The 24,115-nt window shown below is 50.3% G+C and carries 24 protein-coding genes; 14 read left to right on the forward strand and 10 right to left on the reverse strand.

The window, feature by feature from the left end:
* Window position 1: 1 nt before the first annotated feature.
* Genes E3U44_RS13880 through leuD form a run of 3 tightly spaced genes read right to left on the reverse strand, consistent with a single transcriptional unit; the run spans window position 2 to window position 2,807 of the window.
* Window positions 2-1,024, reverse strand: coding sequence for an aspartate-semialdehyde dehydrogenase (locus tag E3U44_RS13880; protein ID WP_134358734.1), 1,023 nt, complete (start codon window positions 1,022-1,024; stop codon window positions 2-4).
* A 43-nt stretch (window positions 1,025-1,067) separates the two neighbouring features.
* A complete protein-coding gene (gene leuB / locus E3U44_RS13885) occupies window positions 1,068-2,156 on the reverse strand; it encodes a 3-isopropylmalate dehydrogenase (RefSeq protein ID WP_134358735.1) in 1,089 nt (362 codons plus the stop codon).
* Window positions 2,157-2,807, reverse strand: a complete 651-nt coding sequence (leuD, locus tag E3U44_RS13890) for a 3-isopropylmalate dehydratase small subunit (protein ID WP_134358736.1) — start codon at window positions 2,805-2,807, stop codon at window positions 2,157-2,159. It abuts the gene before it with no gap.
* A gap of 246 nt (window positions 2,808-3,053) precedes the next feature.
* Between leuD and E3U44_RS13895 the strand changes: the two genes are divergently transcribed.
* Entirely contained in the window at window positions 3,054-3,449 is a 396-nt protein-coding gene (locus E3U44_RS13895; protein ID WP_134358737.1) for a four-helix bundle copper-binding protein, read from the forward strand.
* Window positions 3,450-3,573: 124 nt separating this feature from the next.
* Here the strand turns inward: E3U44_RS13895 and E3U44_RS13900 are convergent, their stop codons facing one another.
* Together E3U44_RS13900 and E3U44_RS19375 are read right to left on the reverse strand one after the other, a co-directional pair.
* Window positions 3,574-3,933, reverse strand: coding sequence for a hypothetical protein (locus tag E3U44_RS13900; protein WP_134358738.1), 360 nt, complete (start codon window positions 3,931-3,933; stop codon window positions 3,574-3,576).
* Window positions 3,934-4,387: 454 nt separating this feature from the next.
* Window positions 4,388-4,549 carry a hypothetical protein gene (locus tag E3U44_RS19375; RefSeq protein ID WP_166805088.1) on the reverse strand — a complete coding sequence of 54 codons (162 nt, stop codon included), beginning with the start codon at window positions 4,547-4,549 and terminating at the stop codon, window positions 4,388-4,390.
* A gap of 157 nt (window positions 4,550-4,706) precedes the next feature.
* On the opposite strand from E3U44_RS19375, the gene polX reads away from it, so the two are divergent.
* The 4 genes from polX to E3U44_RS13920 all read left to right on the forward strand — a co-directional run bounded on the left by polX (window position 4,707) and on the right by E3U44_RS13920 (window position 10,334).
* Window positions 4,707-6,428 carry a DNA polymerase/3'-5' exonuclease PolX gene (polX, locus tag E3U44_RS13905; protein ID WP_134358739.1) on the forward strand — a complete coding sequence of 574 codons (1,722 nt, stop codon included), beginning with the start codon at window positions 4,707-4,709 and terminating at the stop codon, window positions 6,426-6,428.
* A 133-nt stretch (window positions 6,429-6,561) separates the two neighbouring features.
* Entirely contained in the window at window positions 6,562-7,620 is a 1,059-nt protein-coding gene (locus tag E3U44_RS13910; RefSeq protein WP_134358740.1) for a hypothetical protein, read from the forward strand.
* Window positions 7,621-7,785: 165 nt separating this feature from the next.
* Entirely contained in the window at window positions 7,786-9,000 is a 1,215-nt protein-coding gene (locus E3U44_RS13915; RefSeq protein ID WP_134358741.1) for a site-2 protease family protein, read from the forward strand.
* A 50-nt stretch (window positions 9,001-9,050) separates the two neighbouring features.
* A complete protein-coding gene (locus E3U44_RS13920) occupies window positions 9,051-10,334 on the forward strand; it encodes an MFS transporter (RefSeq protein ID WP_134358742.1) in 1,284 nt (427 codons plus the stop codon).
* 41 nt (window positions 10,335-10,375) lie between these two features.
* On the opposite strand, the gene nhaA is transcribed toward E3U44_RS13920, so the two are convergent.
* A complete protein-coding gene (gene nhaA / locus E3U44_RS13925; RefSeq protein ID WP_134358743.1) occupies window positions 10,376-11,806 on the reverse strand; it encodes a Na+/H+ antiporter NhaA in 1,431 nt (476 codons plus the stop codon).
* Window positions 11,807-11,809: 3 nt separating this feature from the next.
* The gene (locus E3U44_RS13930; RefSeq protein ID WP_134358744.1) at window positions 11,810-12,319 is read right to left on the reverse strand and encodes a hydrogenase maturation protease; all 510 of its coding nucleotides are present in this window, start codon (window positions 12,317-12,319) and stop codon (window positions 11,810-11,812) included.
* A 119-nt stretch (window positions 12,320-12,438) separates the two neighbouring features.
* Between E3U44_RS13930 and atpD the strand changes: the two genes are divergently transcribed.
* From atpD to E3U44_RS13970, 8 genes are read left to right on the forward strand one after another with little or no spacing between them, the layout of a single operon-like run.
* Entirely contained in the window at window positions 12,439-13,851 is a 1,413-nt protein-coding gene (gene atpD / locus E3U44_RS13935) for a F0F1 ATP synthase subunit beta (RefSeq protein WP_134358745.1), read from the forward strand.
* Window positions 13,848-14,246 (forward strand): F0F1 ATP synthase subunit epsilon, encoded by a 399-nt coding sequence (locus E3U44_RS13940; RefSeq protein WP_206054802.1) that lies wholly within the window; start codon window positions 13,848-13,850, stop codon window positions 14,244-14,246. The genes atpD and E3U44_RS13940 overlap by 4 nt, the downstream gene beginning before the upstream one ends.
* 4 nt (window positions 14,247-14,250) lie before the next feature.
* Window positions 14,251-14,571 carry an AtpZ/AtpI family protein gene (locus tag E3U44_RS13945; protein ID WP_134358746.1) on the forward strand — a complete coding sequence of 107 codons (321 nt, stop codon included), beginning with the start codon at window positions 14,251-14,253 and terminating at the stop codon, window positions 14,569-14,571.
* Entirely contained in the window at window positions 14,561-15,031 is a 471-nt protein-coding gene (locus tag E3U44_RS13950; protein ID WP_134358747.1) for a cation:proton antiporter domain-containing protein, read from the forward strand. The genes E3U44_RS13945 and E3U44_RS13950 overlap by 11 nt, the downstream gene beginning before the upstream one ends.
* Window positions 15,028-16,266 carry an ABC transporter substrate-binding protein gene (locus E3U44_RS13955; RefSeq protein WP_240761510.1) on the forward strand — a complete coding sequence of 413 codons (1,239 nt, stop codon included), beginning with the start codon at window positions 15,028-15,030 and terminating at the stop codon, window positions 16,264-16,266. The genes E3U44_RS13950 and E3U44_RS13955 overlap by 4 nt, the downstream gene beginning before the upstream one ends.
* Entirely contained in the window at window positions 16,263-18,155 is a 1,893-nt protein-coding gene (locus E3U44_RS13960; protein ID WP_166805089.1) for a sensor histidine kinase, read from the forward strand. Before E3U44_RS13955 ends, E3U44_RS13960 begins: the two co-directional genes overlap by 4 nt.
* Window positions 18,156-18,157: 2 nt before the next feature.
* On the forward strand, window positions 18,158-18,595 hold the full coding sequence (locus E3U44_RS13965; RefSeq protein WP_134358749.1) for a response regulator: 438 nt from the start codon (window positions 18,158-18,160) through the stop codon (window positions 18,593-18,595).
* 4 nt (window positions 18,596-18,599) lie between these two features.
* Complete coding sequence (locus tag E3U44_RS13970) at window positions 18,600-20,894, forward strand: response regulator (RefSeq protein WP_134358750.1); 2,295 nt, start codon at window positions 18,600-18,602, stop codon at window positions 20,892-20,894.
* 58 nt (window positions 20,895-20,952) lie between these two features.
* Here E3U44_RS13970 and E3U44_RS13975 read toward each other — a convergent pair whose 3' ends face one another.
* The gene (locus tag E3U44_RS13975; protein WP_134358751.1) at window positions 20,953-21,420 is read right to left on the reverse strand and encodes a cell wall hydrolase; all 468 of its coding nucleotides are present in this window, start codon (window positions 21,418-21,420) and stop codon (window positions 20,953-20,955) included.
* Window positions 21,421-21,713: 293 nt separating this feature from the next.
* Here E3U44_RS13975 and E3U44_RS13980 point away from each other — a divergent pair, with 293 nt between their 5' ends.
* Window positions 21,714-22,334 carry a PRC-barrel domain-containing protein gene (locus E3U44_RS13980; protein WP_134358752.1) on the forward strand — a complete coding sequence of 207 codons (621 nt, stop codon included), beginning with the start codon at window positions 21,714-21,716 and terminating at the stop codon, window positions 22,332-22,334.
* A gap of 289 nt (window positions 22,335-22,623) precedes the next feature.
* Here the strand turns inward: E3U44_RS13980 and E3U44_RS20405 are convergent, their stop codons facing one another.
* Window positions 22,624-22,752 carry a hypothetical protein gene (locus E3U44_RS20405; RefSeq protein WP_276321939.1) on the reverse strand — a complete coding sequence of 43 codons (129 nt, stop codon included), beginning with the start codon at window positions 22,750-22,752 and terminating at the stop codon, window positions 22,624-22,626.
* A gap of 222 nt (window positions 22,753-22,974) precedes the next feature.
* A complete protein-coding gene (locus tag E3U44_RS13985) occupies window positions 22,975-24,066 on the reverse strand; it encodes a porin (protein WP_206054804.1) in 1,092 nt (363 codons plus the stop codon).
* Window positions 24,067-24,115: the final 49 nt, after the last annotated feature.

A 24,115-nucleotide genomic window follows, 5' to 3' on the forward strand; every position in this document is an offset into this window, starting at 1 on the left:
GTTATAGGTAATCTTTAATTAGCAATTCCGCGATTTGGATGCTATTTAACGCCGCGCCCTTGCGGACGTTATCGGCCACAATCCACAGGTCTATACCCCTGGGGTGGGAAATATCTTCCCGAATGCGTCCCACAAAGACAGGATCCTTGCCCGAAGCCTCGGTGACCGCAGTGGGATACCCTCCATTTTTGTGCTCATCAAAAACTACAATACCCGGTGCTTTCTGCAACAGAGATTTAACCTCGGGCGCTGTAATTTTGGTCCGGGTCTCCAAGTGCACGGCTTCGGAATGGCCATAAAAAACGGGTACCCGCACTGCAGTTGGATTCAGCAAAATTGACTTATTATCAAGGATTTTTTGTGTCTCCCACATCATTTTCATCTCTTCCCGGGTATAACCGTTGTCCTGAAATGCGTCGATGTGGGGCAATACATTAAAGGCTATTTGCTTGGGATAAGCTTTTGGCGAAATGGGGCGCCCATTCAGTAATGCGGAAGTTTGCTGTGCCAACTCCTCAATGGCTTCTTTGCCAGTGCCAGAAACCGCTTGGTAGGTGGCCACATTAATGCGTTCAATACCCACCGCATCATAAATAGGCTTTAGAGCCACCACCATTTGGATAGTCGAACAATTGGGATTGGCAATAATTCCATGGTCCTTATAACCTTCAATGGCCTGAGGATTAACCTCGGGGACCACTAAGGGAATCTCGTCGTCATAGCGAAACTGAGAGGTGTTATCCACCACAACGCAACCTGCAGCAGCAGCTTTAGGAGCATACTCGGCTGAGACTTTAGCACCCGCAGAAAACAAGCCAATCTGAACCTTAGAAAAGTCAAAGTCAGCCAGATTCTCCACGACCACTTTTTTCCGGCCAAATGACAACTCTTCACCCGCAGAGCGCTCGCTCGCCAAAGGGTAAAGCGTACGGATGGGAAAATCCCGCTGATCCAGGATCTCCATCATGGCCTGTCCCACAGCTCCAGTTGCCCCGACGACTGCCACATCAAATGTTCTACTCATACAAACTCCGTTTTTAGGTTAATGTTAATACTCCACATTAAAATTAATCAGGCGTGTTAATTAAGGCTTCCACGACAGCATCCCCCATAGCCCCGGTGCTCACCTGGCTCATTCCTGGAGAATAAATATCGGGGGTTCGCAACCCGCGGTCTAGCACGGTACCCACAGCCTTTTCGAGGCATGTGGCAGGGGCGGACTCATTGAGAGAATAGCGCAACATCATCGCCACAGAGAGAATAGTCGCCAGGGGATTGGCGATCCCTTGACCGGCGATATCCGGCGCGGAGCCGTGGATGGGCTCATACATTCCCTTCCCGCTCTGATCCAGGGAGGCGGAAGGCAACATCCCAATTGATCCCGTCAACATTGCGGCGCAATCTGACAGAATATCCCCAAACATATTCGTGGTCACCAGGACATCAAATTGTTTGGGGGCCCGAACGAGCTGCATGGCAGCATTGTCCACATACATATGGCTCAGCTCCACCTCAGGGAACTCTTTAGCCACCTCATTCACCACCTCACGCCACAGCTCGGTAGATTCAAGCACATTGGCTTTGTCTACGGAGCAAACCCGACGCCCCCGTTTCATAGCGATAGTAAAGGCGACCTGGGCAATGCGACGGATTTCCGATTCTTTGTAAACCAAGGTATTAAATCCCTCCCGCTCGCCATTTTCAAGGCGTTGCACCCCCCGGGGTTGCCCAAAATAGATTCCACCGGTCAATTCCCGCACTATCATTATATCCAACCCTGACACCACTTCCGGCTTAAGGGTGGAGGCCCCAACCAGCTGCGGATAAAGGATAGCGGGACGCAGATTAGCAAAAAGCTGAAGCGCAGAACGAATACCGAGTAACCCCTTTTCAGGGCGTATACTGATATCTAAAGTTTCCCACTTTGGCCCCCCCACCGCTCCCAGCAAGATCGCATCCGAATCCTGGGCCAGAGCAAGGGTATCATCAGGCAGAGGGGTCCCGGTGGCGTCATAGGCGGCACCACCGATCAGACCCGACTCCATAACCCAATCTAGTCCCCAGTGCTCCTGCAGTGCTGTCAATACTTTGACCGCTTCGGCGGTGATCTCGGGGCCAATCCCATCGCCAGCTAAAATGGCTACTTTTTTTCTCATTTAAAATCTTTTCTCTTCAAATAACCATGGTGCTTCTACCCGCCGCCGCTCTTCATAAGCACGAATCTCATCCACATACTGCAAGGTCAAACCAATCTCGTCCAACCCTTCGATAAGACAATGCTTGCGGAATTCATCAATAGCAAAGGAAATCACCTTCCCTTCAGGGGTGGTCACTTCCTGGGCGGGTAAATCGACTCGTAGGCGGTAACCCGGGGTGGCTTCGACCTGATTAAACAGATCATCCACAACCCCCTCATCTAGGGTAATCGGCAGGAGACCATTTTTAAACGCATTGTTATGGAAAATATCCGCAAAACTTGGGGCAATCACGACTCGAAAGCCATAATCCACCAATGCCCAGACGGCATGTTCCCGGCTTGATCCACAACCAAAATTATTTCTTGCAAGCAAAATACTTGCTTCCTGATAACGAGGCTGATTAAGGACGAATTCCGGATTGATAGGCCGGTTGCGACAGTCCTTTCCAGGTTCTCCATGATCTAAATAACGCCATTCATCGAACAGGTTGGGACCAAACCCAGTGCGTTTGATCGACTTTAGAAATTGCTTTGGAATAATCGCATCGGTATCGACATTGGCCCGATTGAAGGGGACCACCACACCTTTTACTACAGTAAACGATTCCATAGTGAAGCACTCTTAAAGAGTATAATTTTACCTTAAACCTCATCTCTCACGCACTTTTCACAATCCCGAATCTATAGAGATTCAGTAGATCTTAGCTTGGATAATCAATATAAATAACGAATTAAGACGAGCGCAACAATTTCTTTGTACTGGAAATTAGGGATAACCCTTATTGTAAACCCTCCCCTCTAAGCACTTCACTAGGATAGGTGCTCAGTACTCTATGCCCTATCTAGGAGAGAAATAATGAATGTTAATGATTTTTTGCAAGCTCACCCTCGATCCCTTTCTAATATAGAGAAAGTAACCGCCTGCGTTAAGGCTTGCTACGCCTGCTCGGAGGCTTGCACTCTTTGTGCCGATGCCTGTTTAGCTGAACAAGAGGTAGCCGACCTCCAACGCTGCATTCGGATATGTCTTGATTGCGCTGCTATTTGCGAAACGACTGGACAAGTCGTGGCCCGACAAACCGAAACAGACTATGGGCTGTTGCGCCCGCAGTTAGAAGCCTGTGTCGCCGCTTGCAATATTTGCGCGAAGGAGTGCGAGAACCATGCTGGAAAGCATAAACATTGTCAACTGTGTGCCACATCTTGCAGCGCCTGTGAAAAGGCGTGCCAGGAACTCTTAGCCGCCCTCTAACCTCGTATCTCCGTCGGCTTTTTTTCAGGATACCAAAAGAGGAGGAGCCGGCGCGACCTGCCGGCTCCAGTTAACCTTCAAAGTACACTACTGCCCACTTGAGACTACGTGGGGGTGGGTATGATTAGTCTTTTTCTTTCTCTAGTAAATCGCTATGACCCCCGCTTTCACTTTCACTTTGACCTTGGCCACCCATCATACCGCCACGACCACCACCTTCTCTCTGGCCGCCCATCATGCCGCCGCGACCACCGCCTTCTCTCTGGCCGCCCATCATGCCGCCGCGACCACCGCCTTCTCTCTGGCCGCCCATCATGCCGCCGCGACCACCGCCTTCTCTCTGGCCGCCCATCATGCCGCCGCGACCGTCGCGTTCCTCCATTTGGGTACCACCTGATCCAGCCAAGTCCTCACGTTCTTCCGCCTGAGCAATGGTCCCTACTAGGGCAACTAAAACACCCGCTGCAACAAGATGTGGTTTCATTGATGCTTCTCCTAAAAATTCAAACATAAGAGTTTGTTTAAGTACCTATGAATAAAATATGAGGTATTTTAGGAGCGAGCCGGTGGCATTCCGCAACCCCGTTTTTCCTCCCTGAAAAAAGGGTTTGATACCAATTTAACAAAAGAATGCAATTTATTAAGAAAGAATGCAATTTATTAAGGTTGTAAGTGTTTGTTTACATTAGATCTATACAGTGCAAAATTACATGAAATTGGTATGAGGCGCGCCCTCCCTGGCGCGCCCCCTGAGGGGCCTCCTCCGGATGTCCCGATTCGCTCCCGGCGAATCGGTGCGGGGACTTCCCTGTCCCCACGCCACCGGCTCGCTCCAGGAATACTTCAAAACTTTCACTGAGGTACTTATTTATAAAAGATAGTTCAAAGCCAATTATAAGAAAATACGGTGCTGATTGATCTGAATTTTCCTCACTCTCTCAGGGCTCTACTTCCTTGGGTTCTATTTCTTTAGTGGTCTCAACCTGCATCGGAGAAACCGGAGCACCCTCTTTTGTGGTTAACCCTTCAGCAGTGGCAGGCTCCTTGGTAGCGTCATCCACTTCTTCCGTAATCTCTACTTGAACCGGGGATACCGGCATGCCCTCCTCTGTCGTCCTCTGGGGAGACTCTTTTGGCTCAACACCCATTAGGTAACCAAATTTGAGATCTGCTATCTTCAAAAGAGGAGACCGGTAATATCCCTACTCCCCCAGCAATAAAAAGCCTCTTCTTAGCTTGCTACCAAGACCTGCTTTCATGGCCATACCCAATACTGACATTGCTGAAATTTTTAACAAATTAGCAGATCTGCTTGAAATCGAAGGCGCCAATCCCTTCCGGGTGCGCGCTTACCGCAATGGGGCCCGCACCGTAGGAGGACTTTCTCAAAACATTCCTACCCTCCTTAAAGAAGGAAAGGATCTGACTGAGCTGCCCCATATTGGCCCCGATCTGGCAGATAAGATTCAGACCATTGCAGACACAGGCCGATTGCCCCTCCTAGAGGAGGTCGAGCAGCGCACCCCTGAGGCCCTCAGCAAGCTCATGGCTATCCCTGGCCTTGGCGCCAAGCGGATCGCTGCCCTGCATCGAGAGCTCCAGGTCGACAGCCTAGAGGATCTAAAACGGGTAGTACGGATGGGCAAGGTCCGGGAGCTAGAAGGGTTTGGCAAGAAAACAGAAGAGTTAATCAAAACAGGGATCGAGCGCATTGAAAACAGTGAAAAGCGCTTCTCCTTGCTGCAAGCCGAGTCCATTGTCAAGCCGCTACTTGCCTATCTCGCAACCATTGAAGGGGGCAAGGATGTTGAAGTTGCCGGCAGTTACCGACGCAGGAAAGAAACAGTGGGGGATCTGGATATCCTGATCACCTGCAAGCAGGGTTCTCCTGTTATGGAAGGCTTTGTAAACTATGAGGAAATAAAAAAGGTACTTTCCCAGGGGGAGACCCGGGCCACCGTCATCCTGCGCACAGGAATCCAGGTCGACCTGCGGCTGGTCCCTCAAGTTAGTTATGGTGCCGCCCTGCACTATTTCACTGGCTCCCAGGCCCATAACATCGCCGTACGTCAGATAGGCATCAAAAAAAATCTAAAAATCAACGAATATGGCGTATTCAAAGGAGAGCAGCGGGTGGGGGGAAAAACCGAACAAGAAATATTTGAGCAAGTGGGTCTTCCCTATATTGAACCAGAGCTGCGTGAGGATCGGGGAGAAATCGAGGCCGCATTACAAGGCACCTTGCCTCGGCTCATTACCCTAGAGGATATTCGTGGCGATCTCCATAGTCATACTAAAGCCACGGATGGCAGTAACAGTCTAGAAGAGATGGCCCAGGCTGCTGCCGAGCGCGGCTATGAGTACCTAGCCATTACTGATCACTCCAAGCGCGTCTCTGTAGCCCATGGTTTGAATGAGAAGCAGCTCGCGCGCCACATTAAAGAAGTTGATCGTCTCAATGAAAAACTTGACGGCATTGTCCTATTAAAATCCATTGAGTTAGACATTCTGGAAGATGGCTCCCTTGATCTTCCCGATGCCATCCTCAAGGAACTTGACCTGACGGTCTGTGCAATCCATTACCCATTGGGTTTATCCCGTAAGAAACAAACAGAACGTATCCTGCGAGCTATGGATAACCCTTATTTTAATATCCTGGCTCATCCTTCTGGCCGACTTATCAATGAACGCGAACCTTACCCCATTGATCTAGAAAGAATTATGATGGGAGCCAAGGAGCGCGGTTGTTTCTTAGAGGTCAATGCCCAACCTGCCCGCCTTGATCTCACCGATATTCACTGCAAGACAGCAAAAGACCTAGGGCTGAAAGTCGTTATCTCCACCGATGCTCACAGCATCACCCACTTGGATTATATGCGGTTGGGTATTGGCCAAGCGCGCCGAGGATGGTTAGAGCCCGAAGATGTGCTGAACACACGTCCTCTTAGTGAGCTAAAAAAGCTGCTGGAACGGGACTAGGATGCCAGCGTTAGCCGAGGTCGAAACCTTCAAATAGTGCTTGTTTCTGCCCCCCTATTAATCTCTACCGGGCCTCTAATCAAGCAAGACCTATTTCTTTTATTTTAAAAATTAGGCGATTTTCAACTATTTTATGTCTGATCAAAGCATCCGGGAGAGAGCCCTAACCGTGGATATTGAGGCCAAGGTTGCCTTTTTAAGACAACCGGAAAACTATCCGGAGCAGCCGCTCCGCGTAGAGGTGGTGGAGACCCACATGTCCTGGGTCTTCATCACTCCCCATCGGGTCTATAAGCTCAAAAAACCGGTCTGTTACGAGTTTCTCGATTTCAGCACCGTTGCTGCCCGCCATCGGGACTGCCTAGAGGAAATTCGATTAAACCGCCGCCTAGCTGGTGATGTCTATCTTGGCATTATCCCCCTTACTGTGGATGCCCAAGGAAACCTACAGTTAGGAAAAGACAGCTTTCCCGTAGACTGGTTGGTTCAGATGCGTCGCCTGCCCGCAGATCGTATGCTCGATAATGCACTCCAAAAACAGACCGTCCAAGAAAGGGACATCCGCAGATTTACCCAGAAACTGGCGAACTTCTACCGCCATGCCGACCCCATACCCATCACTCCCTGGCAATATCGGCAGCGCTTCAAACGGGATATCAAAGCCAACCAAGAGGCATTATCCCATCCCGACTTCAAGCTAGCCTTGGATCAAGTTAGGACCATTACCCAGGCGCAACTCCAACTTTTAGAACAAGCTCCTGAGCTGTTCGACCAGCGGGTTAATCAGAAAAAAATCATCGAGGCCCATGGCGACCTCCGGCCAGAACATATTTGTCTCACCCCCGAGCCAGTCTTTATTGATTGCTTGGAATTCAAGCGGGAATTCCGTCTTCTGGACCCGGTGGACGAACTCAGTTTTTTGGCCATCGAATGCGAACATGCCGGAGCCGGCTTTGTGGGCGATATTGTTTTTAATACTTATCAACACGTAACCCACGACTACCCTGCCGAAGAATTGATCCGCTTCTATAAGAGCTACCGGGCCTCCCTCCGGGCCAAATTGGCCATCTGGCATCTAAAAGACTCTGCGGTCCGACAGCAGTCTAAATGGACCCGCCGGGCTAAGGAATACCTCCAACTTGCAGGAAAATATTCCCTTCTTGATGCGCGCTTTCCCTCGCGCGTCCCCTGAGGGCATCCTTCGGGTGTCCCGACTCGCTCCCAGCAAGTCGGTAATGAACTAAGCTATTAATAGAAGGTTTAAAAAGTAAATCACAAGGAGCACTTCAACATTTCAGAGAAGGGGGAGTGTAACTATGCCCTTCCAACACATCCACTATCAGAAAGGAGGTTTAAAATGCCCAGTGGAATTCGCATTGGCCGCATTGCTGGAATTAATATTTATCTTGATTGGAGCCTCTCGATTATATTCTTGTTGCTCACCTTTAGCCTGGCTATGGGCGTGTTCCCCCGCTGGCATCCGGATTGGACCCCAGGGGTGACCTGGGGGACCGCTGTTGCAGCAGCTATACTTTTTCTCGCCTCAGTTTTTACCCACGAACTTTCCCATGCCCTCGTAGGCCGCGCCTATGGTGTTGAAATCAAACGTATTACCCTTTTTATCTTTGGCGGCATCGCACAGCTGGAAAAAGAACCTGGGGCCTGGCGCGCTGAACTTTGGATGGCCATTGCCGGCCCCATTACCAGTCTCCTTCTAGGTTTGATATTTCTCTTCCTAGCTGGACTCACTGCAGGCCCCCTGGAAGTCGAACCAGAAAATCCTGCGGAACTTTTTGCAGCGTTAAGTCCCCTATCGACATTGTTGCTATGGTTAGGTCCAGTCAACATTATTCTAGGACTTTTTAATTTAGTCCCCGGATTTCCCTTAGACGGGGGCCGGGTCCTGCGGGCAATCATGTGGGGAATCACCGGCAACCTTCGGCAGGCGACCCGTTGGGCTTCCGGGGCTGGACAGGCCTTTGCTTGGATGCTCATTATCGCTGGCTTTGCCATGATGTTGGGCTTTCAGGTCCCTTTCTTTGGAACCGGTCTCGTGGGTGGGTTGTGGCTGGCCTTCATTGGTTGGTTCTTAAATAATGCTGCCCTTGTCAGCTACCGGCAATTGCTAGTACGGGAAGTTCTAGAAGATGTTCCAGTATCTCAAATTATGCAAACCGATTTTATCAAGGTAACCCCCGAGATGCAGGTCAGTACTTTTGTGGACGAACATCTGATGCGCACCGATCAGCGCGCCTTTCCTGTGGAGGAAAATAACCGTCTCGCCGGTATGGTCTGCCTTCCAGACGTCCGCAAGATTAGCCGGGAAGTTTGGACAAGCACTACTATTCGTGACATTATGACGCCAGCGAGCGAAATCGCCTTAATCTCACCGGAGAAAGATGCAGCAGAGGCCCTCTTCACCTTGGCCCATCGCAATGTAAATCAACTGCCCGTGGTTGAAAGGGATAGGATCCGCGGGCTTATTCGGCGGGAAGACCTGCTCAAATGGCTCTCTATCTATGGCAAGCAACACCTTGAAGAGTTGGAAAGCAAACAGGCTTTTCCTGGATAAAAACCGAACCAGAATTAGTCTCGAATTGACAAAAATTTAAAAAAAAAATAATGGAACAATGTGCCCGTTCAACCCCCGTCTCTAAAGCTGGCCTGGTCTCCTGGGCCTTATATGATTGGGCCAATAGCGCCTTTGCGGCCGTGATTACCACGTTTGTGTTCGCTGCCTACTTTACCCGGCAAGTGGCAGAAAATGAGACCCTCGGTAGCGCCCAATGGGGCTACATGCTAGCTATCGCTGGATTTATTATTGCCATCGGGGGACCTATCTTAGGGGCCGTGGCTGACCAAGGGGGCCGCCGCAAACCCTGGATTATCCTCTTCACTCTGCTATGCGTAACGGCCACGGCGCTTCTATGGCTTATCAAACCTGCATCCAGTTATGTCTGGTTGGCGCTGCTGCTCGTCGGCTTAGGCACGCTGGGTTCTGAGTTTGCCTTCATCTTTTACAATGCCATGCTGCCTGGATTGGCCGGGCCAAAGTATGTGGGGCGATGGTCCGGCTGGGGCTGGAGTATTGGTTATGCAGGCGGGGTCGTCTGTCTGATCATTGCCCTTCTCGCTTTTATTCAGGGAGGCAACCATTGGCTTGGGTTGGATCCCGCTTCCGCTGAGCCCGTCCGCGCTACTTTTCCATTAGTTTCTGTGTGGTATTTGCTATTTGCCATCCCTCTATTTCTTATTACCCCAGACACCCGGGGCACTGGCAAATCCCTATGGCGGGCGGTGCCGGACGGAATGCGACAACTCTATGATTCCATTCGCCATGTACGCCATTACAGCCATATTGTACGCTTTCTCATCGCACGCATGTTTTATATCGATGGCCTAGCGACCCTATTTGCTTTTGGTGGCGTCTATGCTGCCGGAACCTTCGATATGAACGAGCAGGAAATCCTCCTCTTTGGAATTACCCTAAACATCACAGCCGGCCTGGGTGCTGCGGCTTTTGCCTGGGTGGATGATTGGATTGGCAGCAAACAGACCATCTTGCTGTCCCTTACCGGCTTAATCCTACTAGGAACCATGGTCTTGGTCGTAGAGACTTCAACTGCCTTTTGGAGCTTTGGACTCCTGCTGGGGATATTTGTGGGCCCGGCACAGGCCGCCAGCCGATCTTATCTAGCACGTGCGGCTCCCGAATCCTTGCGGAATGAAATGTTCGGGCTGTTCGCTCTTTCCGGTAAGGTAACTTCCTTTCTCGGCCCCCTCTTGGTGGGTTGGGGGACTTACCTATCGGGCAGTCAACGAATGGGCATGAGTACCATCGTCATTTTTTTTCTCATCGGTTTTGCATTAATGCTGAGCGTCCCAGCCGCTAAAAAACAAGGATAAAACCGTCGATGAACCGTTTAGCTTTCGCGGTAACGGTCGAGTCACTTCCTCGCACATAAACGAGACAAAATAATAGCCCACACAGTCCTTTTTTGCTTGTCATCAAGTTCCTGTTCCTGGAGAGGGGGTCTAGTCCCGTAAAGGAGAAGAAAAAAATAGCCCAATAAGCCAGCCGTGATAGAGGCTATAAAAATACCCACTCTCGCCTCGCTGACCAAGGAAACAGCTTCAACCGCTAAGCTGGTGATAAACAAGGCCACTGTAAAACCCATGCCCCCTAGCAGTGCTACTCCGGTTATATGGGACCAGCTCACCTGGGGAGGTAAAACCGCCAACTTTAAACGAACGGCTAGCCAGCTACCCCCCAAAATACCCATAGGCTTACCGACTATCAGTGCAACCAAAATACCTAGGGCCAGCGGACTTCCCAGCGCTGCTTCAACTCCTTCTATTGACAACACAATTCCCGCATTTGCAAGAGCAAAAATAGGCAGTACACAGTAGCTCACCCAGGGGCGTATCAGTCGCTCCAAACGCTCCACTGACTCTTCTGTATATCGAGTGAGTTCTTCCAATTGTCCGAGTAACATGGACGTTCGTTCGTGCTCACCTTGCTGGATAGCACCCCGAGCCTCTTCAACAAGGCGCCCCGCATAGTAAGTAAACTCTTCATATCGATAATAGCGGTGCGCCGGCGTGAGAAGGCCAATAATGACTCCAACAATGGTTGGGTGGATGCCCGATTTGAGCACTGCAAGCCAAAGTAAAATAGCGATGAGGACGTAAATACCACGATTTTGTATCTCAAATCGCCGCAATCCCAACCAGAAAACAATCAGAACTAACGCCGCACCTATCGCCCATAGGGAAAGTTCCCTAGTATAGAAGAGAGCAATAACAAGAACTCCTCCTATATCATCCGCAACAGCAAAGGCAAGCAGAAAAATTTTGAGTTCCCTCGGAATTCGGCTTCCCAGCAACGCCAATAATCCCAAGGCAAAAGCAATGTCGGTTGCAATGGGAATACCCCACGCTGTGGCTCCTTCGCTATTCCAAGTGAAAGCCAAATAAATCAAGGTGGGAAGAATCATTCCCCCCACGGCGGCAATAGCAGGCAAAGCAGCTTGACGCCAGATAGAGAGTTGGCCATGCACAAGTTCTCGTTTGATCTCCAAGCCCATAAGAAAAAAAAATAAAACCATTAGGCCCTTATTAACCCAATGGTGGGCATCCAACGAGATTTGAAGCACATTCAGATCAATGGTGAGTACCGTCCCCCAAAGCTGATGATAAACATGAGCCCAAGGTGAATTAACCCAAATCAACGCGACCACTGTCCCAATTAGCAGCGACAAGCCACTAGCCTGCTCAGCATACATAAGCTGTTGAATGGGAATTGAATATTTACGTGTAGGCGTAGAAATCTCCGACCGCACATAGGCTTTGCCTTGTGCTCTTGGGGGGATAGGCATAAGTCAACCTTTTTGTGCTTTTAAAAAGGGGCGTTGGCAAAAAACTTTTAAGGTATTTTCAATATTCGTGATTAATTTTGGCATTGCTACGGCTAGAGTTGGATTAGGAGCGATGTTTTGTAAGCTAACTGTGGGCGGCTCAATCTCGATGCCATAAATAAAGAGCTGGTGGGGCAATTCTCCCAAGGCTGCTCCTAAAGCCAATGTGGAGGCCAAATCAAATCCGTGAGTCGAATAGGGACTTTCCAGCATCGAAAGGGAGTCGAACTGGACACATTTGAGGGTGCCAGGAGTAGCGCCAGACACCATGGCATCAATAATAATGCCTAGTTCTGCCCCCTTTAAAATTTCTAGCAATCGGGGACCAGGGCGATCACAAAGGTAAGTCATAGCCGTGCCCGCAGGCAGGACCTCTAATACTTTAGACCGTTTTAGAGCCTCAACGGCCTGCCAACCGATCTGATCATCTCCAAAGGGAGAACCCACTCCACAAATGCGTATTGGCGTTGCCATGACTCAATAATTCTTCTACCCCAGTTAGATTGAAATAGACGGTTCCTTAAATATATTCTAGTTACTTAGATATGCCTTTAGAGCCGAGTAATTCCTGCTGTCAACCTAAAGAGTCCACAGTGTCGCAACCATTCTCACTAAAAAAATCAGCCACTAACCCTGGGCAGGTCGTTGCCGTGCGAGGAAATGTGGTCGATGTCCAATTCTCCCGACTACCGCCCCGTTATCGCCAGTTACGGACCAAAGGAGGCCAAGGGGATATCATTCTAGAGATCCAGTCCCATCTTAGCGCCAATAGGGCTCGCTGCATTGCTTTGACCACGACCCGGGGGTTGGCTCGCGGCGCATCAGTGATTGATACGGAAAAGATGCTGGATATCCCTGTAGGAAAAGCCCTGTTAGGCCGAATGCTCAACGTTTTTGGTGAACCTATCGATAATAAAGGCACTCTAGATGCCTCCGAGCGTCTTCCTATCCATCGTACTCCTCTCCCCCTGGCCCAACGGGTCACCACCCGCAAGATCTTTGAAACCGGTATTAAAGCCGTGGACCTGTTGGCGCCGCTGGAAGAAGGGGGTAAAGCAGGACTCTTTGGGGGCGCTGGGGTGGGTAAAACTGTACTCATTACTGAGATGATTCATAACATGGTGGGACGCTACCAGGGGATTAGCCTATTTTGTGGCATTGGCGAACGCAGCCGTGAAGCCGAAGAACTTTACCGAGACATGAAAGAAGCGGGGGTGTTGGACAATACCATCATGCTCTTTGGCCAGATGAATGAACCCCCTGGCGCCCGGTTCCGAGTGGGTCATGCAGCGCTTACCGTGGCCGAATATTTCCGCGATATTGCCAAGCGCAATGTGTTGTTGCTTATTGATAACATCTTTCGCTTCATTCAGTCGGGCACCGAGGTTTCTGGACTCATGGGGAAGATTCCTTCCCGAGTCGGCTACCAACCGACCTTGGGGACCGAATTGGCAGAGCTGGAAGAGCGAATCTGCAGTTCTGCCAGTGGTTCTATTACTTCGGTTCAAGCGGTTTATGTTCCCGCTGATGATCTCACCGATCCTTCTGCTACCCATACGTTTGCCCATCTCTCGGCGTCCATTGTGCTGTCTCGTAAAAGGGCCAGCCAGGGATTTTACCCGGCCATAGACCCCCTGCAATCGGACTCTAAAATGCTGACTCCCGGAGTAGTCGGCAGGCGCCATTACAAGGTTGCCCAAGAGGTGCGGCGCACTCTGGCAGAGTATGAAGAACTCAAAGATATCATTTCCATGCTAGGGATTGAGGAACTGTCCCAAAAGGATCGGCAAACAGTGAGCCAGGCCCGTCGCCTGGAACGTTTTTTGACACAGCCCTTCTTCACCACCGAGCAGTTTACCGGCTATACCGGGAAAATGGTGCCTCTGGAGCAGACCATTGCAGGCTGCGAGGAGATCTTAGCTGGAAAGTTTGCTGATTATGGGGAAAAAGACCTCTATATGATTGGCCCCATTGAAGAGGCGGAGACTAAGAAAGCAAAAGCATGATGAAAAACAAGATGCACCTGAAGGTACTTCTCCCCACGGAAGTCCTCGCTGATGAAGTAGCCAGTAAAGTCACCGCCGAAGCCCGAAATGGCTCCTTTTGTCTGCTGCCACGACATATTGATTTCGTCGCTGCCCTGGTGCCGGGCATTCTTGTGTTTACTACCGAGGACAAAAAAGAAAATTATCTGGCTGTTGATGAAGGGACTTTAATCAAGTGCGGCCAGGAAGTATTGATCTCTACCCTCAATGGCGTCCGCAGTACTGATCTGGAAAGCTTAAAGGCTACCGTTGAAGAAAATTTTCTGCACTTGGATGAGTATGAGCGAATCACCCGAACGGCATTGGCCCGACTGGAAGCCGGCGTCATTCGCCGCTTTATGGAACTAGAGCAATAACCCGATGGCTAAAAATCAAGAAGACCCAAAGCCGGTTACACCCGAAAACAACTTCGGCAAAAACGTAGGCCGTAAAGCAGAAAGAAAAGTCCGAGCCAAAAAGGGAAAAAACCCACCTACCTGGTTCTGGCTGGGGATGTTTGGCTTAGTTGGCTGGTCAGTCGCCATACCGACTCTGATAGGAGTTACCCTAGGAATATGGATTGATGCGACTTGGCCCACCACAGTGTCTTGGACCCTGAACTTACTCATTGTGGGAATCATCATTGGCTGCCTAAACGCCTGGTACTGGGTCAAACAGGAAAGCCGGCGTAATGGGGACTGAGGTCCCCCATGCGCTCTGGGTGTCTCTGGTAGGGGCTACCGTAGTCCTGGCAGCTTTAATTAAAACCCTCTTTGCCCGTATGGGCATTCCCGCTTTAGCGGGCTACCTCTTGTTAGGTTTCTTACTGCGCTTAGCTGACCTACGTTGGGGCCTGCTCACTGAACCGGTCCGCTATGCATTTGCTTTTCTTGCGGACATGGGCGTGGTGGCTTTGCTCTTCGAAGTAGGGCTGAAAAGTCATCCCGCAGCACTGGCGCAGAAATTGCCACGGGCCAGCTTTATCTGGTTAGGCGATATCACACTCTCTGCCCTGTTCGGCTACGCCGGTGCTTATTACGGATTAAGGCTTCCACTAATTCCTTCACTGGTAGTCGCCACCGCATTAACGGCCACCAGCGTCGGCGTTTCGGTCGCTGCTTGGCAGCAAGCCATAAATTCCCCTAATGGATTAGATAATTGAATATACCACCTAAAATGGGTTTGCTGAGTCTGGTTTCTTTAGCAGTACTGTCCATTTTGGTGTGGCTATGGTATGCCCCTTCTGAAAATCAACCCGTCATTCAAGTGGGTGTACTGCATTCACTTTCAGGCACCATGGCAGTCAGCGAAAAACCGCTGGTAAATGCGCTCCAACTAGCCATCGAAGAAGCCAATGCAACTGGCGGTATCAATGGGCAAAAGATCAAGGCAGTCGCCGTCGATTGCCGTTCCGATCCTATAGAATGCGCCTATCAAGCAGAACGCCTGATCACCCAGGAAGAAGTCCAGGCTCTGTTCGGCTGTTGGACTTCCGCTTGCCGAAAGGCTGTAAAGCCGGTGGTTGAAAAGTACCAACATCTCTTATTTTACCCAGTGCAATATGAAGGCATGGAACAGTCGCCCAATATTATTTACACGGGTGCTGCGCCCAACCAGCAGATCATTCCCGCCGTGATCTGGGCGCTGGAGAAGTTAGGTACACGCATCTATCTGGTTGGGTCCGATTATGTCTTCCCGCGCATGGCAAATATCATCATTAAAGATCTATTGGTTGCAAAAGATGCGGTGCTTGTCGGAGAACGCTATGTGCCGCTGGGAAAGAGCGCCGCGGACGAGCTGATAGCCGATATCATCAAACAGCGTCCGGATGTAGTCTTGAACACCCTCAATGGCGACAGCAATATTAGCTTTTTCCGATCGCTGGCTAAGGCGGGCATTACCCCGGACAAGATACCGGTGCTATCGTTTAGTATTGCCGAGGTGGAGCTAAAAGCTCAGGACACCCAGATGATGGTGGGACACTTTGCGGCATGGAATTATTTCCAGAGCATTAAATCAGCGCAGAATCAGGCCTTCGTGCAGCGATTTCACGCCCGTTTTGGCCAACAAACCGTGCTCAGTGATCCGATGGAGGCCTCCTATATTGGCTTGCATCTATGGGTTCAAGCGGCACGAGAAGCCAGCTCGGCGGAGCCCGCTTCGGTACAACATACTATTCTACGGCAGAGTCTACTTGCCCCTGAAGGCGTAGTCTCTGTCGACCGAGCGACCCGCCATTTGTGGAAAATGGCACGTATTGGCAAAGCCCGGGATAACGGGCAATTCGAGATCCTCTGGGATTCTGGGCGGCCGCTCGAACCGGCACCATTTCCGTCCTATCGCCGCCGCGATGAATGGATGCAGCTGCTGCAATCCGTAGAAGGAGTAAGCCCGTGAGGTTTACCTCTCTCACGCAACGTTTTTCAGTTTGGTTCATGGCAGTCTCGTTGCTGCCAATACTCGTCATTGGCTATAGCCTTTTGCGGGTTTTTAAAACTGAAATGGAGACCATGGTCGCTCAGCAAGTGTCGGCCATTGCCGACAAGAAAGCCGATCAAATTGATAAAGACTTACTGGAACGGGTTTTAGACGCCAGGGCCTTGAGCAAATTGAAAACCACTCGCCAGGCCATGGTTGAATTTGCGCAAGTCTTTGCCCAAAGCGGAATGGAAGCTGCTGCTTATCACCAATTGGACGTCCACTACCATGACTACTTCCAGCGCCTCATCGATGAGGCAAACTATTGTGATCTTTTCCTGGTTTCGCCGCAGGGCGCAGTGGTGTATTCCCAGCTCCATAAATCTGATTTTGCTTCCAACCTGTTTACCGGTCCCTATTCCCATAGTGGCCTTGCCCAGGTCTCTCGGCAAGTACTCAGTACTTTGGAAAGCAGTATTTCGGATTTTGACTATTATCCGCTGTCGGGAGATGCAATTGTGGCGTTTATTGCGGCGCCAGTCATGCAACAAAATAAACTCTTAGGCATTCTAGCATTGCAAATCAATAATGTGCGCCTGTGGCAGGTGCTGACTGATAATGTCGGACTCGGGGCCAGCGGCGAGACTGTAGTTGCACGCTCTGAGAATGCCCACACCGCGCTGGTAATGGCTCCCCTAACCCATCAATCCGATGCAGCATTAAAGCGCAAGATTCCTCTCCACAACCCGCAGCTTGCCACGGCAATCGGCAATGCTATCCTCGGCCGGCGTGGCAGCGGAATAATAACGGATTACCGTGGCGTAAAAGTAGTTGCAGCCTGGCGCTATCTACCCCGGATGGGTTGGGGTATGGCTGTCAAGACGGATGTGGAAGAAGCGCTTGCTCCGGTTTATCGGGTGCGCACCTTTAGCCTGATCATTCTTGGCCTGGCGCTTTTTGCCGCTCTTGTAGGGGCCGTGCTGCTCGGCCGCCGTATCGTTATGCCATTGCAAAACCTCAGCCACAGCGCGCAAGAGATTGCTGCAGGCAATCTCCAACAGCGGGTCCCCCCTGCAGGGCAGGATGAGCTAGGGCAACTGGCTGTTTCATTTAACACCATGGCTGCTGAACTCTCAGATCGAATCTCCCAGCAGAAGCAGGCCCAAAGACAACTTGAGGCTGCCAATAAAGAATTGGAATCCTTTTCTTATTCCGTTTCCCATGATCTGCGGGCCCCATTGCGACACATCCAAGGTTATGCTGAAATGTTGACGAGGGCTAGCTCTGGCCAGCTTTCTGCTAAAGCCCAGCAGTACTTGGAGACTATCACGGACGCTAGCATGGAGATGGGGCAGCTCATTGATGACCTACTCACCTTCTCCCGTATTAGTCGGATTGAGCTGTATGAAAATCGCGTTATCTTGGATGAACTGGTGCAGGACGCGATCCGGGGGCTGGAAATAGCAATGCAGGGCCGGAATATCCTTTGGAAGATCGCTCCACTGCCACCAGCGCTCGGCGATCCTTCTTTGCTCAAGCAAGTGTTTACAAATCTCCTAGATAATGCGCTTAAATATAGTCGCCAGCGGGATTTGGCAGAAATCGAGATTGGTTGCGCCGGTGAGGAAAATGGACAAAGCATTCTGTTCGTGCGCGACAATGGCGCGGGTTTTGATATGCAGTATGCCCATAAACTCTTTGGCGTGTTCCAACGATTACACCGGGCCGATGAGTTTGAAGGCACGGGTATTGGCTTGGCCACCGTGCGGCGAATCATTGCCCGCCATGGTGGGCGCATCTGGGCAGAAGGCGCGGTGAACCACGGTGCAACCTTTTATTTCACGCTAAGATTGCCGTTGGGAGGATAATTATGAATGGACTTAAACGCATCCTGCTTGTAGATGACAGTCCACGCGATACTGAACTGGCCCTTGACGCGCTTGAAGCTTACCGTCTATCTAATGAAATCGTCTGTCTTCAAGACGGTGCTGAAGCCCTCGATTACCTTTATCGGCGCGGTAGATTTTCTAAATGCACAGATAGCCAGCCAGCGGTTGTCCTACTGGACTTAAAGATGCCCAAGGTGGATGGTCTAGAAGTTCTACACCAGATTAAGGGTGATCCTGCGTTAAAGGTGATTCCCGTCGTTGTGATGACCTCTTCGCGCGAAGAGCAGGATTTGATCCGCAGCTATCAATTGGGGGTCAATGCCTTTGTGGTCAAGCCAGTGAAATTTCAGGAATTCCTTGAGGCGGTGAAGCAAGTAGGTGCGTTCTGGGCCGTCCTTAATCAGCCGCTGTCTAGCTAATTTCATGCCAGAGACAAAATACCCTATCCGAATCCTACACCTGGAAGATAGTCCACGAGATGCCGAGATAATCCAAGATAAGCTAGAAACAAGCGATTTGGAGTGCAATATCCTCTCCCTGGATAGCAGGGAACATTTTGAAGCTACCGTGGCCAAGGAATCGTTCGATCTCATCCTCTGCGACTACAATTTCCCAGGTTACGATGGTTTCTCCGCCTTAAAGCTAGCGCGAGAGAAACAACCGAATACACCGGTAATTATCATTTCCGGGGTATTAGGCGAGGAAGAGGCAGTGAAATGCCTGCACCTGGGGGCAACAGACTACCTGCTCAAACAACGGCTGGAACGGCTGGTTCCCGCAATAAAACGTGCCTTGCAGGAACTCGAAGAAGGCCGAAGGCGGCGACGAGCCGAAGTGGAATTACGCCAGAGTCAGGCCCTCCTCCAGATTGCAGGCCGCATAGCGCGCTTAGGTGGATGGGTGATAGAACTGCCCAACTACCGGGTGATTTGGTCGGATGAAGTTTGTGCAATCCATGAGGAGCCGCCGGGTACCTCGCCAACAACAGAAGAAGTATTTAGCTACTATCCACCAGAGTGGCGCGAAAAAATCAAGAAAGTCTTTAATGCCTGTGCCCACGAAGGCACACCTTACGATGAGGAGCTGCAGATCGTCACCACTAAAGGCCGCCGCCTCTGGGTGCGCGCCATTGGCCAGGCAGTACGCGACAGCAGCGGAACGATCACGCGGGTCCAAGGGGCACTCCAAGACATCACAGAGCAGAAAGAGGCCGAGGCGCGCATCCGCGAGCAGGCGTCACTGCTCGACAAAGCGAAGGACGCTATTGTCGTCCGCGGCATTAACCATCAGATTCATTATTGGAACAGTAGCGCCGAGCGTCTATATGGCTGGACAGCTGCGGAAGCAATCGGCCGCTCCATGGAAAAATTATTGTACGAGGACTCTACTACGTTTCTTGAGGCGACCCACCACCTGCTGGAAACGGGCGAATGGGTGGGCCAAATTGAACAACGGCACAAGGATGGCAGGCTATTGACAGTTGAAGCCCATTGGACTTTGGTGCGAGACGATCAAAACCAACCGCAAGCGATCTTTGCGATCAATACCGACATTACTGAACGCCTGGCTTTAGAAGAACAGCTCCGTCAGTCCCAGCGCCTAGATGCAATTGGTCAACTTACCGGTGGTATAGCCCATGATTTTAACAACCTGCTGACGGTTATTCTCTGTAATGCCGAGATTCTGCTCAAGCAATTGTCTGCCGACCAGCACCGACATACGGCGCTGGCAGAAATTATCCAATCGGCTGCTCTACAAGGTGCCGAGCTCATTCGTCGGCTGCTTGCCTTCGCGCGACGCCAGCCTCTGGAACCCCAGACTGTTGATGTGAATCGCCTCGTTTCCAGCATAGATGGCTTATTGCAGCGGACGTTAACTGAAGAGATTGATATTGAGATCATTCAGGCTGAGGGACTTTGGGGAGCGTTTGTTGATCCAATCCAGCTTGAAGCTGCGCTGCTGAACCTAGCCATTAACGCCAAAGACGCCATGGAGAGGGGGGGACGATTGATCATCGAGACTGAAAATATTTGGCTTGACCAGGAGCAGGTGGGTGTGCCTCCTGGTCAATACATTATGATTACAGTGTCCGACACGGGAACAGGTATTCCAGCGGAAAACCTGGATCGAGTCTTTGAACCGTTCTTCACCACCAAGGAAAAGGGTAAAGGAACAGGTCTGGGCCTCAGCATGATTTATGGCTTTGTCAGGCAATCTCAAGGCTATATAAAGATCTACTCAGAAGTTGGGCAGGGCACTACTGTAAAACTGTATCTGCCGAGAACCGATTGGCCAAGTGAAACCATTGCGGAAAAATTTATTTCGGCTCCTGATCCTGGGGGATCGGAAACGGTTTTAGTAGTAGAGGACGACGATCTGGTACGGCGCCATGCGGAAAGTCAGCTTACCGAACTTGGTTATCGCGTGCTTTCGGCGCGAAATGGGCCAGAGGCAATGGAGATTGTCCAGGAAACCGCAAATATTGATCTGCTCTTTACCGATGTGATTATGCCTGGCGGAATGAACGGTCGCCAGTTGGTGGAAGCAGCAACGAGGCTTCAACCCCAGTTAAGAGTCCTCTATACCTCTGGCTTTTCGGAGAAAATTTTCGTTCACCATAGCTGCACGAATAAGGATTTTCCCCTGCTGCAGAAACCCTATCGGCGAACAGATCTCGCGCAAAAGGTCCGGGAAGTGCTGTCGAAAACCCAGGGCTGAAAAATTTTGGAAGACAAGATCGAGCAGACAATAAATTTCATACCAATAGACCTGTACACTAACGAAAAAAAACATGCTTACCAATAAGCGCTGTTTTCTTACGCTTCTTCAACCAGGGAGGCGTTTTAGTCGAAGTATGGTGATACCAAAGTGCCCCCCGAGTTGGATCAGGCGGCGGATGAGTCAACAATAATTGGGCAACTTTCTGGGCCTTTTTCCAAGCTTTCTTTTCCCGTGGGCGGTCACTGCGGCCATCGCACCACCAGTTCCATTCGCAAGGCGGGCTTTCTCCCCCTTGATGTATAATAGAGCAAACCTTAGCCGGAAAGCGACTGTCATCCATTCGGTTTAGCACTATCCAGCCTACGGCAATCATTCCCTCGCGGCCTTCCGATCTAGCCTCCCAATAGAGATTGAGAGCCAAACAGCGAACTTCTTTCTCATTAAGGTTTGTCGCTTGGGATGGCTTTACCCACCCTAAGGATAAAACAAGCGTGATCAAAACCGCCATTCTCAAAACAATCATACTGATTTTTTAAATCCTTAATTATCATCTATCTATACTAACATATAAGGAGAATTTGAAGAATTACAACATTTGTAAAATTTACAACAAGACGAAGCACTATTTTAAACGTTCCAATGCCCATGAAAGAGTGTCCTACGAAAAGATTTCAAGAGTAGTCTGGGAACAAAAAATTGTGGCGCGTTTTTTGCCTTTATGCATGTAAGCGACAAGTTATCCGAGTGTTGTCGTGAACACAATGTAGAACGCTAATCTATCTAACAGAAGCTTTAGATTAGGAATGGAGGCATGTGATGAATACAGTCAAATGGAAAACCAGTTTTATCAGTGCAGTTTTGATGGCTCTCATTGCAGGACCTGTATGGAGTGTTGGCACTGAGGGGCAAGGAGGCCAAGGAATGGAAAGAGAAAGGAGCACTGAGCAGACGGGTAGAGAAGGATGGGCCAGCCAAAGACAAGAGGTGGGGCAAGGCGCTGCCATGTCCTCGGAGCTATATAACAAGACTGCCGACGAGATTATCGGGATGGAGGTCATCGGTACGCAGGATGAGCAAATCGGCGAGGTGGACAATCTGGTCCAGAACAGGGATACGAATAATGTGGAAGCCGTAATTGCCACAGGCCAAATCCTTGGCATGGGCGGTAAGAAAGTAACCGTTCCGTTGAATGAACTGCAACTGCAAGAGGACAAACTAAAAACAGCTTTGACGCAGGAGCAACTAGAGCAGAGACCGGAATACAAGGAAGAAGCGGTTCGATATTCGGAAATCACGCAAAAGGACCGGCCCATCAGCGACTTTGCCGCCTTTGAACAAGAAAGCGAGCAACAGAGATCCCGCCAATTCGAAGAGCCAGCCGAAAGGGGTGAACAATCTCCACAAAGGGAAGAAGAGAGAGAATCTCCCCAATATTAATTCCTGATTAAAAACTTTAGAACACAGCTGGATCAGCGGGAAGCCCGCTGATCCAGCTTTATACTTCATAGCAGCTCACTCCCCTTGCCTTGGAAAGCGCATCGAAAAGCCTCAAGGAAGCTCTTCAGCCTAACTTTTGCTCCCATTTCCTTCCCGGTGCTCCAGATAAAGAGAACAGGACTTACGCATTGTGCTCCTTCTATCACCGGGAGAAGAAATAAGCCCCTTTTGCGACACCCTCCAGAGGGAGAAGGAACTATGGATCCTTTGGCGTAGTCTTGAGCATAAATTATGAATTATCCTGATGGCGCCAATCCAGGGCCATATTCTGCCCCGCATCGGTGCGATAGCCGTTGGCGGTGAGAATATTGCCCAAGCGGGCTTTCAAGCGACTGCCGATTGGGGCGGAGAGGGTCATCGGATGCACTCCAATTCCTTGGTCGAGCCTGTTGTTTGCGGGTTGGTTGCGTCTAATATGGGCCTGTCCGCAACTAAAGTGGACCTGAGGGTCGACTTATTTGCAGATAATGGGGTTTCAAAACCGGAGTTGTTTGCGGGTCGAATCTTATCTTTTTGCAGGCCGCTACACCTAGTGTCCGGATAATCACAACAAAGCTGATTGCATTTGCTCCCTAGCTCATCAGAATCGAAGTGCAATAGAGCCGATTAGCAACACATTATTGTGGGACATGGTGGTATTCTTTGCAAAAATGGCGTTACTACTCTTCAACCAGCGGATTTCAAGGCGGCAGAAGACGTTTTTGTGAGCATTATAATCGATGTTGGCGGAGAAGCCGGCGGTTTCAAATCCCTCCATCTGCTCAGTAGTCACTATCACTTCAGTGTTGTCCCTATAATATTCGCCCCGCACTGCCATGGCCCATGTTTTAGAAAAAGCATAACGCGCGATCAGCACAGTGCCGAACCAGACATCATGGTCGGAGCGGCCTTTAGCGGTTTGCTGGAAACCCACATCTATCCCGGCAATCAGGCCTATTTTTTCGGTAAGTTGAAATTGGCCATAGCTGTTGCTGAAGTAGCGCATCCGCCGTGTTTTATCCGGATCATCCGTACCTATGAAGGTACTCCAATTCAGGCGCGCGTTTTCGCTAAAGGTATAAGTGGTCTGGGTACCAAAGCTCGGTAAAGTGCTGCCAGAAACCCGCTGGATGCGCTGCCAGCCATTGACCATTAACGCCGCTAGTTGCCACTGTGTGCTTGGATTCCAGGTAAGTTTAGCGCCGGCTAAATAATAGGGGGAATTTTCCGCCACGAGCGAGCGGGTCAAGGTCCAATTGTCGGCAGAAAGTGCACTTTCAAATCCAATATGGGACTCGAAAATCCCCACATCGAGCCATAGGCGATCGTCTTGAATAAGGGCAATGCCGACATTGGCGGCAAAGATATTTCTTAGCCATTCTGGCTCATGGGCCAGGTTTTGCTGCGGATAAGTGCCCACCATTAACCCGAGATTGGCCTGGTATTTACCGCCATCTACATGGGCTTGGAGGAGCCCGAGATTGATATCGACTGCATTATGCCGATGATGGTTGAAAAGAAAGTCCGGTCTGTGACTGTCTGGCGGTTGATTAAAGTCAAAGCCATAATACACATCTAAAAAACCGCTGAACGCTATCGTCGGTTTCTGGAAATAGGCTGCTTTCTCTTGAGCGCTGGCCGAAGGACTCAAGCAGCTTAGACCAAACACTATCAAACCAAATAATATCTTCACGATAGTTTGCATACAAAAAGGCTATCTGGGACAAAGACTACATATGCTA

The organism is Nitrosococcus wardiae (assembly GCF_004421105.1).
In the GTDB taxonomy this organism is placed as follows: Bacteria; Pseudomonadota; Gammaproteobacteria; order Nitrosococcales; family Nitrosococcaceae; genus Nitrosococcus; species Nitrosococcus wardiae.

What these genes read in the sequence shown, in the direction of transcription:
- E3U44_RS13945 (WP_134358746.1), top strand. Translation starts at nt 14,251, where the DNA reads ATGGCTAAAAATCAAGAAGACCCAAAGCCGGTTACACCCGAAAACAAC.
- nhaA (WP_134358743.1), bottom strand. Translation starts at nt 11,806, where the DNA reads ATGCCTATCCCCCCAAGAGCACAAGGCAAAGCCTATGTGCGGTCGGAG.
- E3U44_RS13940 (WP_206054802.1), top strand. Translation starts at nt 13,848, where the DNA reads ATGATGAAAAACAAGATGCACCTGAAGGTACTTCTCCCCACGGAAGTC.
- leuB (WP_134358735.1), bottom strand. Translation starts at nt 2,156, where the DNA reads ATGAGAAAAAAAGTAGCCATTTTAGCTGGCGATGGGATTGGCCCCGAG.
- E3U44_RS13895 (WP_134358737.1), top strand. Translation starts at nt 3,054, where the DNA reads ATGAATGTTAATGATTTTTTGCAAGCTCACCCTCGATCCCTTTCTAAT.
- E3U44_RS13950 (WP_134358747.1), top strand. Translation starts at nt 14,561, where the DNA reads ATGGGGACTGAGGTCCCCCATGCGCTCTGGGTGTCTCTGGTAGGGGCT.
- E3U44_RS13880 (WP_134358734.1), bottom strand. Translation starts at nt 1,024, where the DNA reads ATGAGTAGAACATTTGATGTGGCAGTCGTCGGGGCAACTGGAGCTGTG.
- E3U44_RS13970 (WP_134358750.1), top strand. Translation starts at nt 18,600, where the DNA reads ATGCCAGAGACAAAATACCCTATCCGAATCCTACACCTGGAAGATAGT.
- polX (WP_134358739.1), top strand. Translation starts at nt 4,707, where the DNA reads ATGGCCATACCCAATACTGACATTGCTGAAATTTTTAACAAATTAGCA.
- E3U44_RS13965 (WP_134358749.1), top strand. Translation starts at nt 18,158, where the DNA reads ATGAATGGACTTAAACGCATCCTGCTTGTAGATGACAGTCCACGCGAT.
- E3U44_RS13915 (WP_134358741.1), top strand. Translation starts at nt 7,786, where the DNA reads ATGCCCAGTGGAATTCGCATTGGCCGCATTGCTGGAATTAATATTTAT.
- E3U44_RS13980 (WP_134358752.1), top strand. Translation starts at nt 21,714, where the DNA reads ATGAATACAGTCAAATGGAAAACCAGTTTTATCAGTGCAGTTTTGATG.
- leuD (WP_134358736.1), bottom strand. Translation starts at nt 2,807, where the DNA reads ATGGAATCGTTTACTGTAGTAAAAGGTGTGGTGGTCCCCTTCAATCGG.
- E3U44_RS13920 (WP_134358742.1), top strand. Translation starts at nt 9,051, where the DNA reads ATGGAACAATGTGCCCGTTCAACCCCCGTCTCTAAAGCTGGCCTGGTC.
- E3U44_RS13930 (WP_134358744.1), bottom strand. Translation starts at nt 12,319, where the DNA reads ATGGCAACGCCAATACGCATTTGTGGAGTGGGTTCTCCCTTTGGAGAT.
- E3U44_RS20405 (WP_276321939.1), bottom strand. Translation starts at nt 22,752, where the DNA reads ATGACCCTCTCCGCCCCAATCGGCAGTCGCTTGAAAGCCCGCTTGGGC.
- E3U44_RS19375 (WP_166805088.1), bottom strand. Translation starts at nt 4,549, where the DNA reads ATGCCGGTATCCCCGGTTCAAGTAGAGATTACGGAAGAAGTGGATGAC.
- E3U44_RS13975 (WP_134358751.1), bottom strand. Translation starts at nt 21,420, where the DNA reads ATGATTGTTTTGAGAATGGCGGTTTTGATCACGCTTGTTTTATCCTTA.
- E3U44_RS13900 (WP_134358738.1), bottom strand. Translation starts at nt 3,933, where the DNA reads ATGAAACCACATCTTGTTGCAGCGGGTGTTTTAGTTGCCCTAGTAGGG.
- E3U44_RS13910 (WP_134358740.1), top strand. Translation starts at nt 6,562, where the DNA reads ATGTCTGATCAAAGCATCCGGGAGAGAGCCCTAACCGTGGATATTGAG.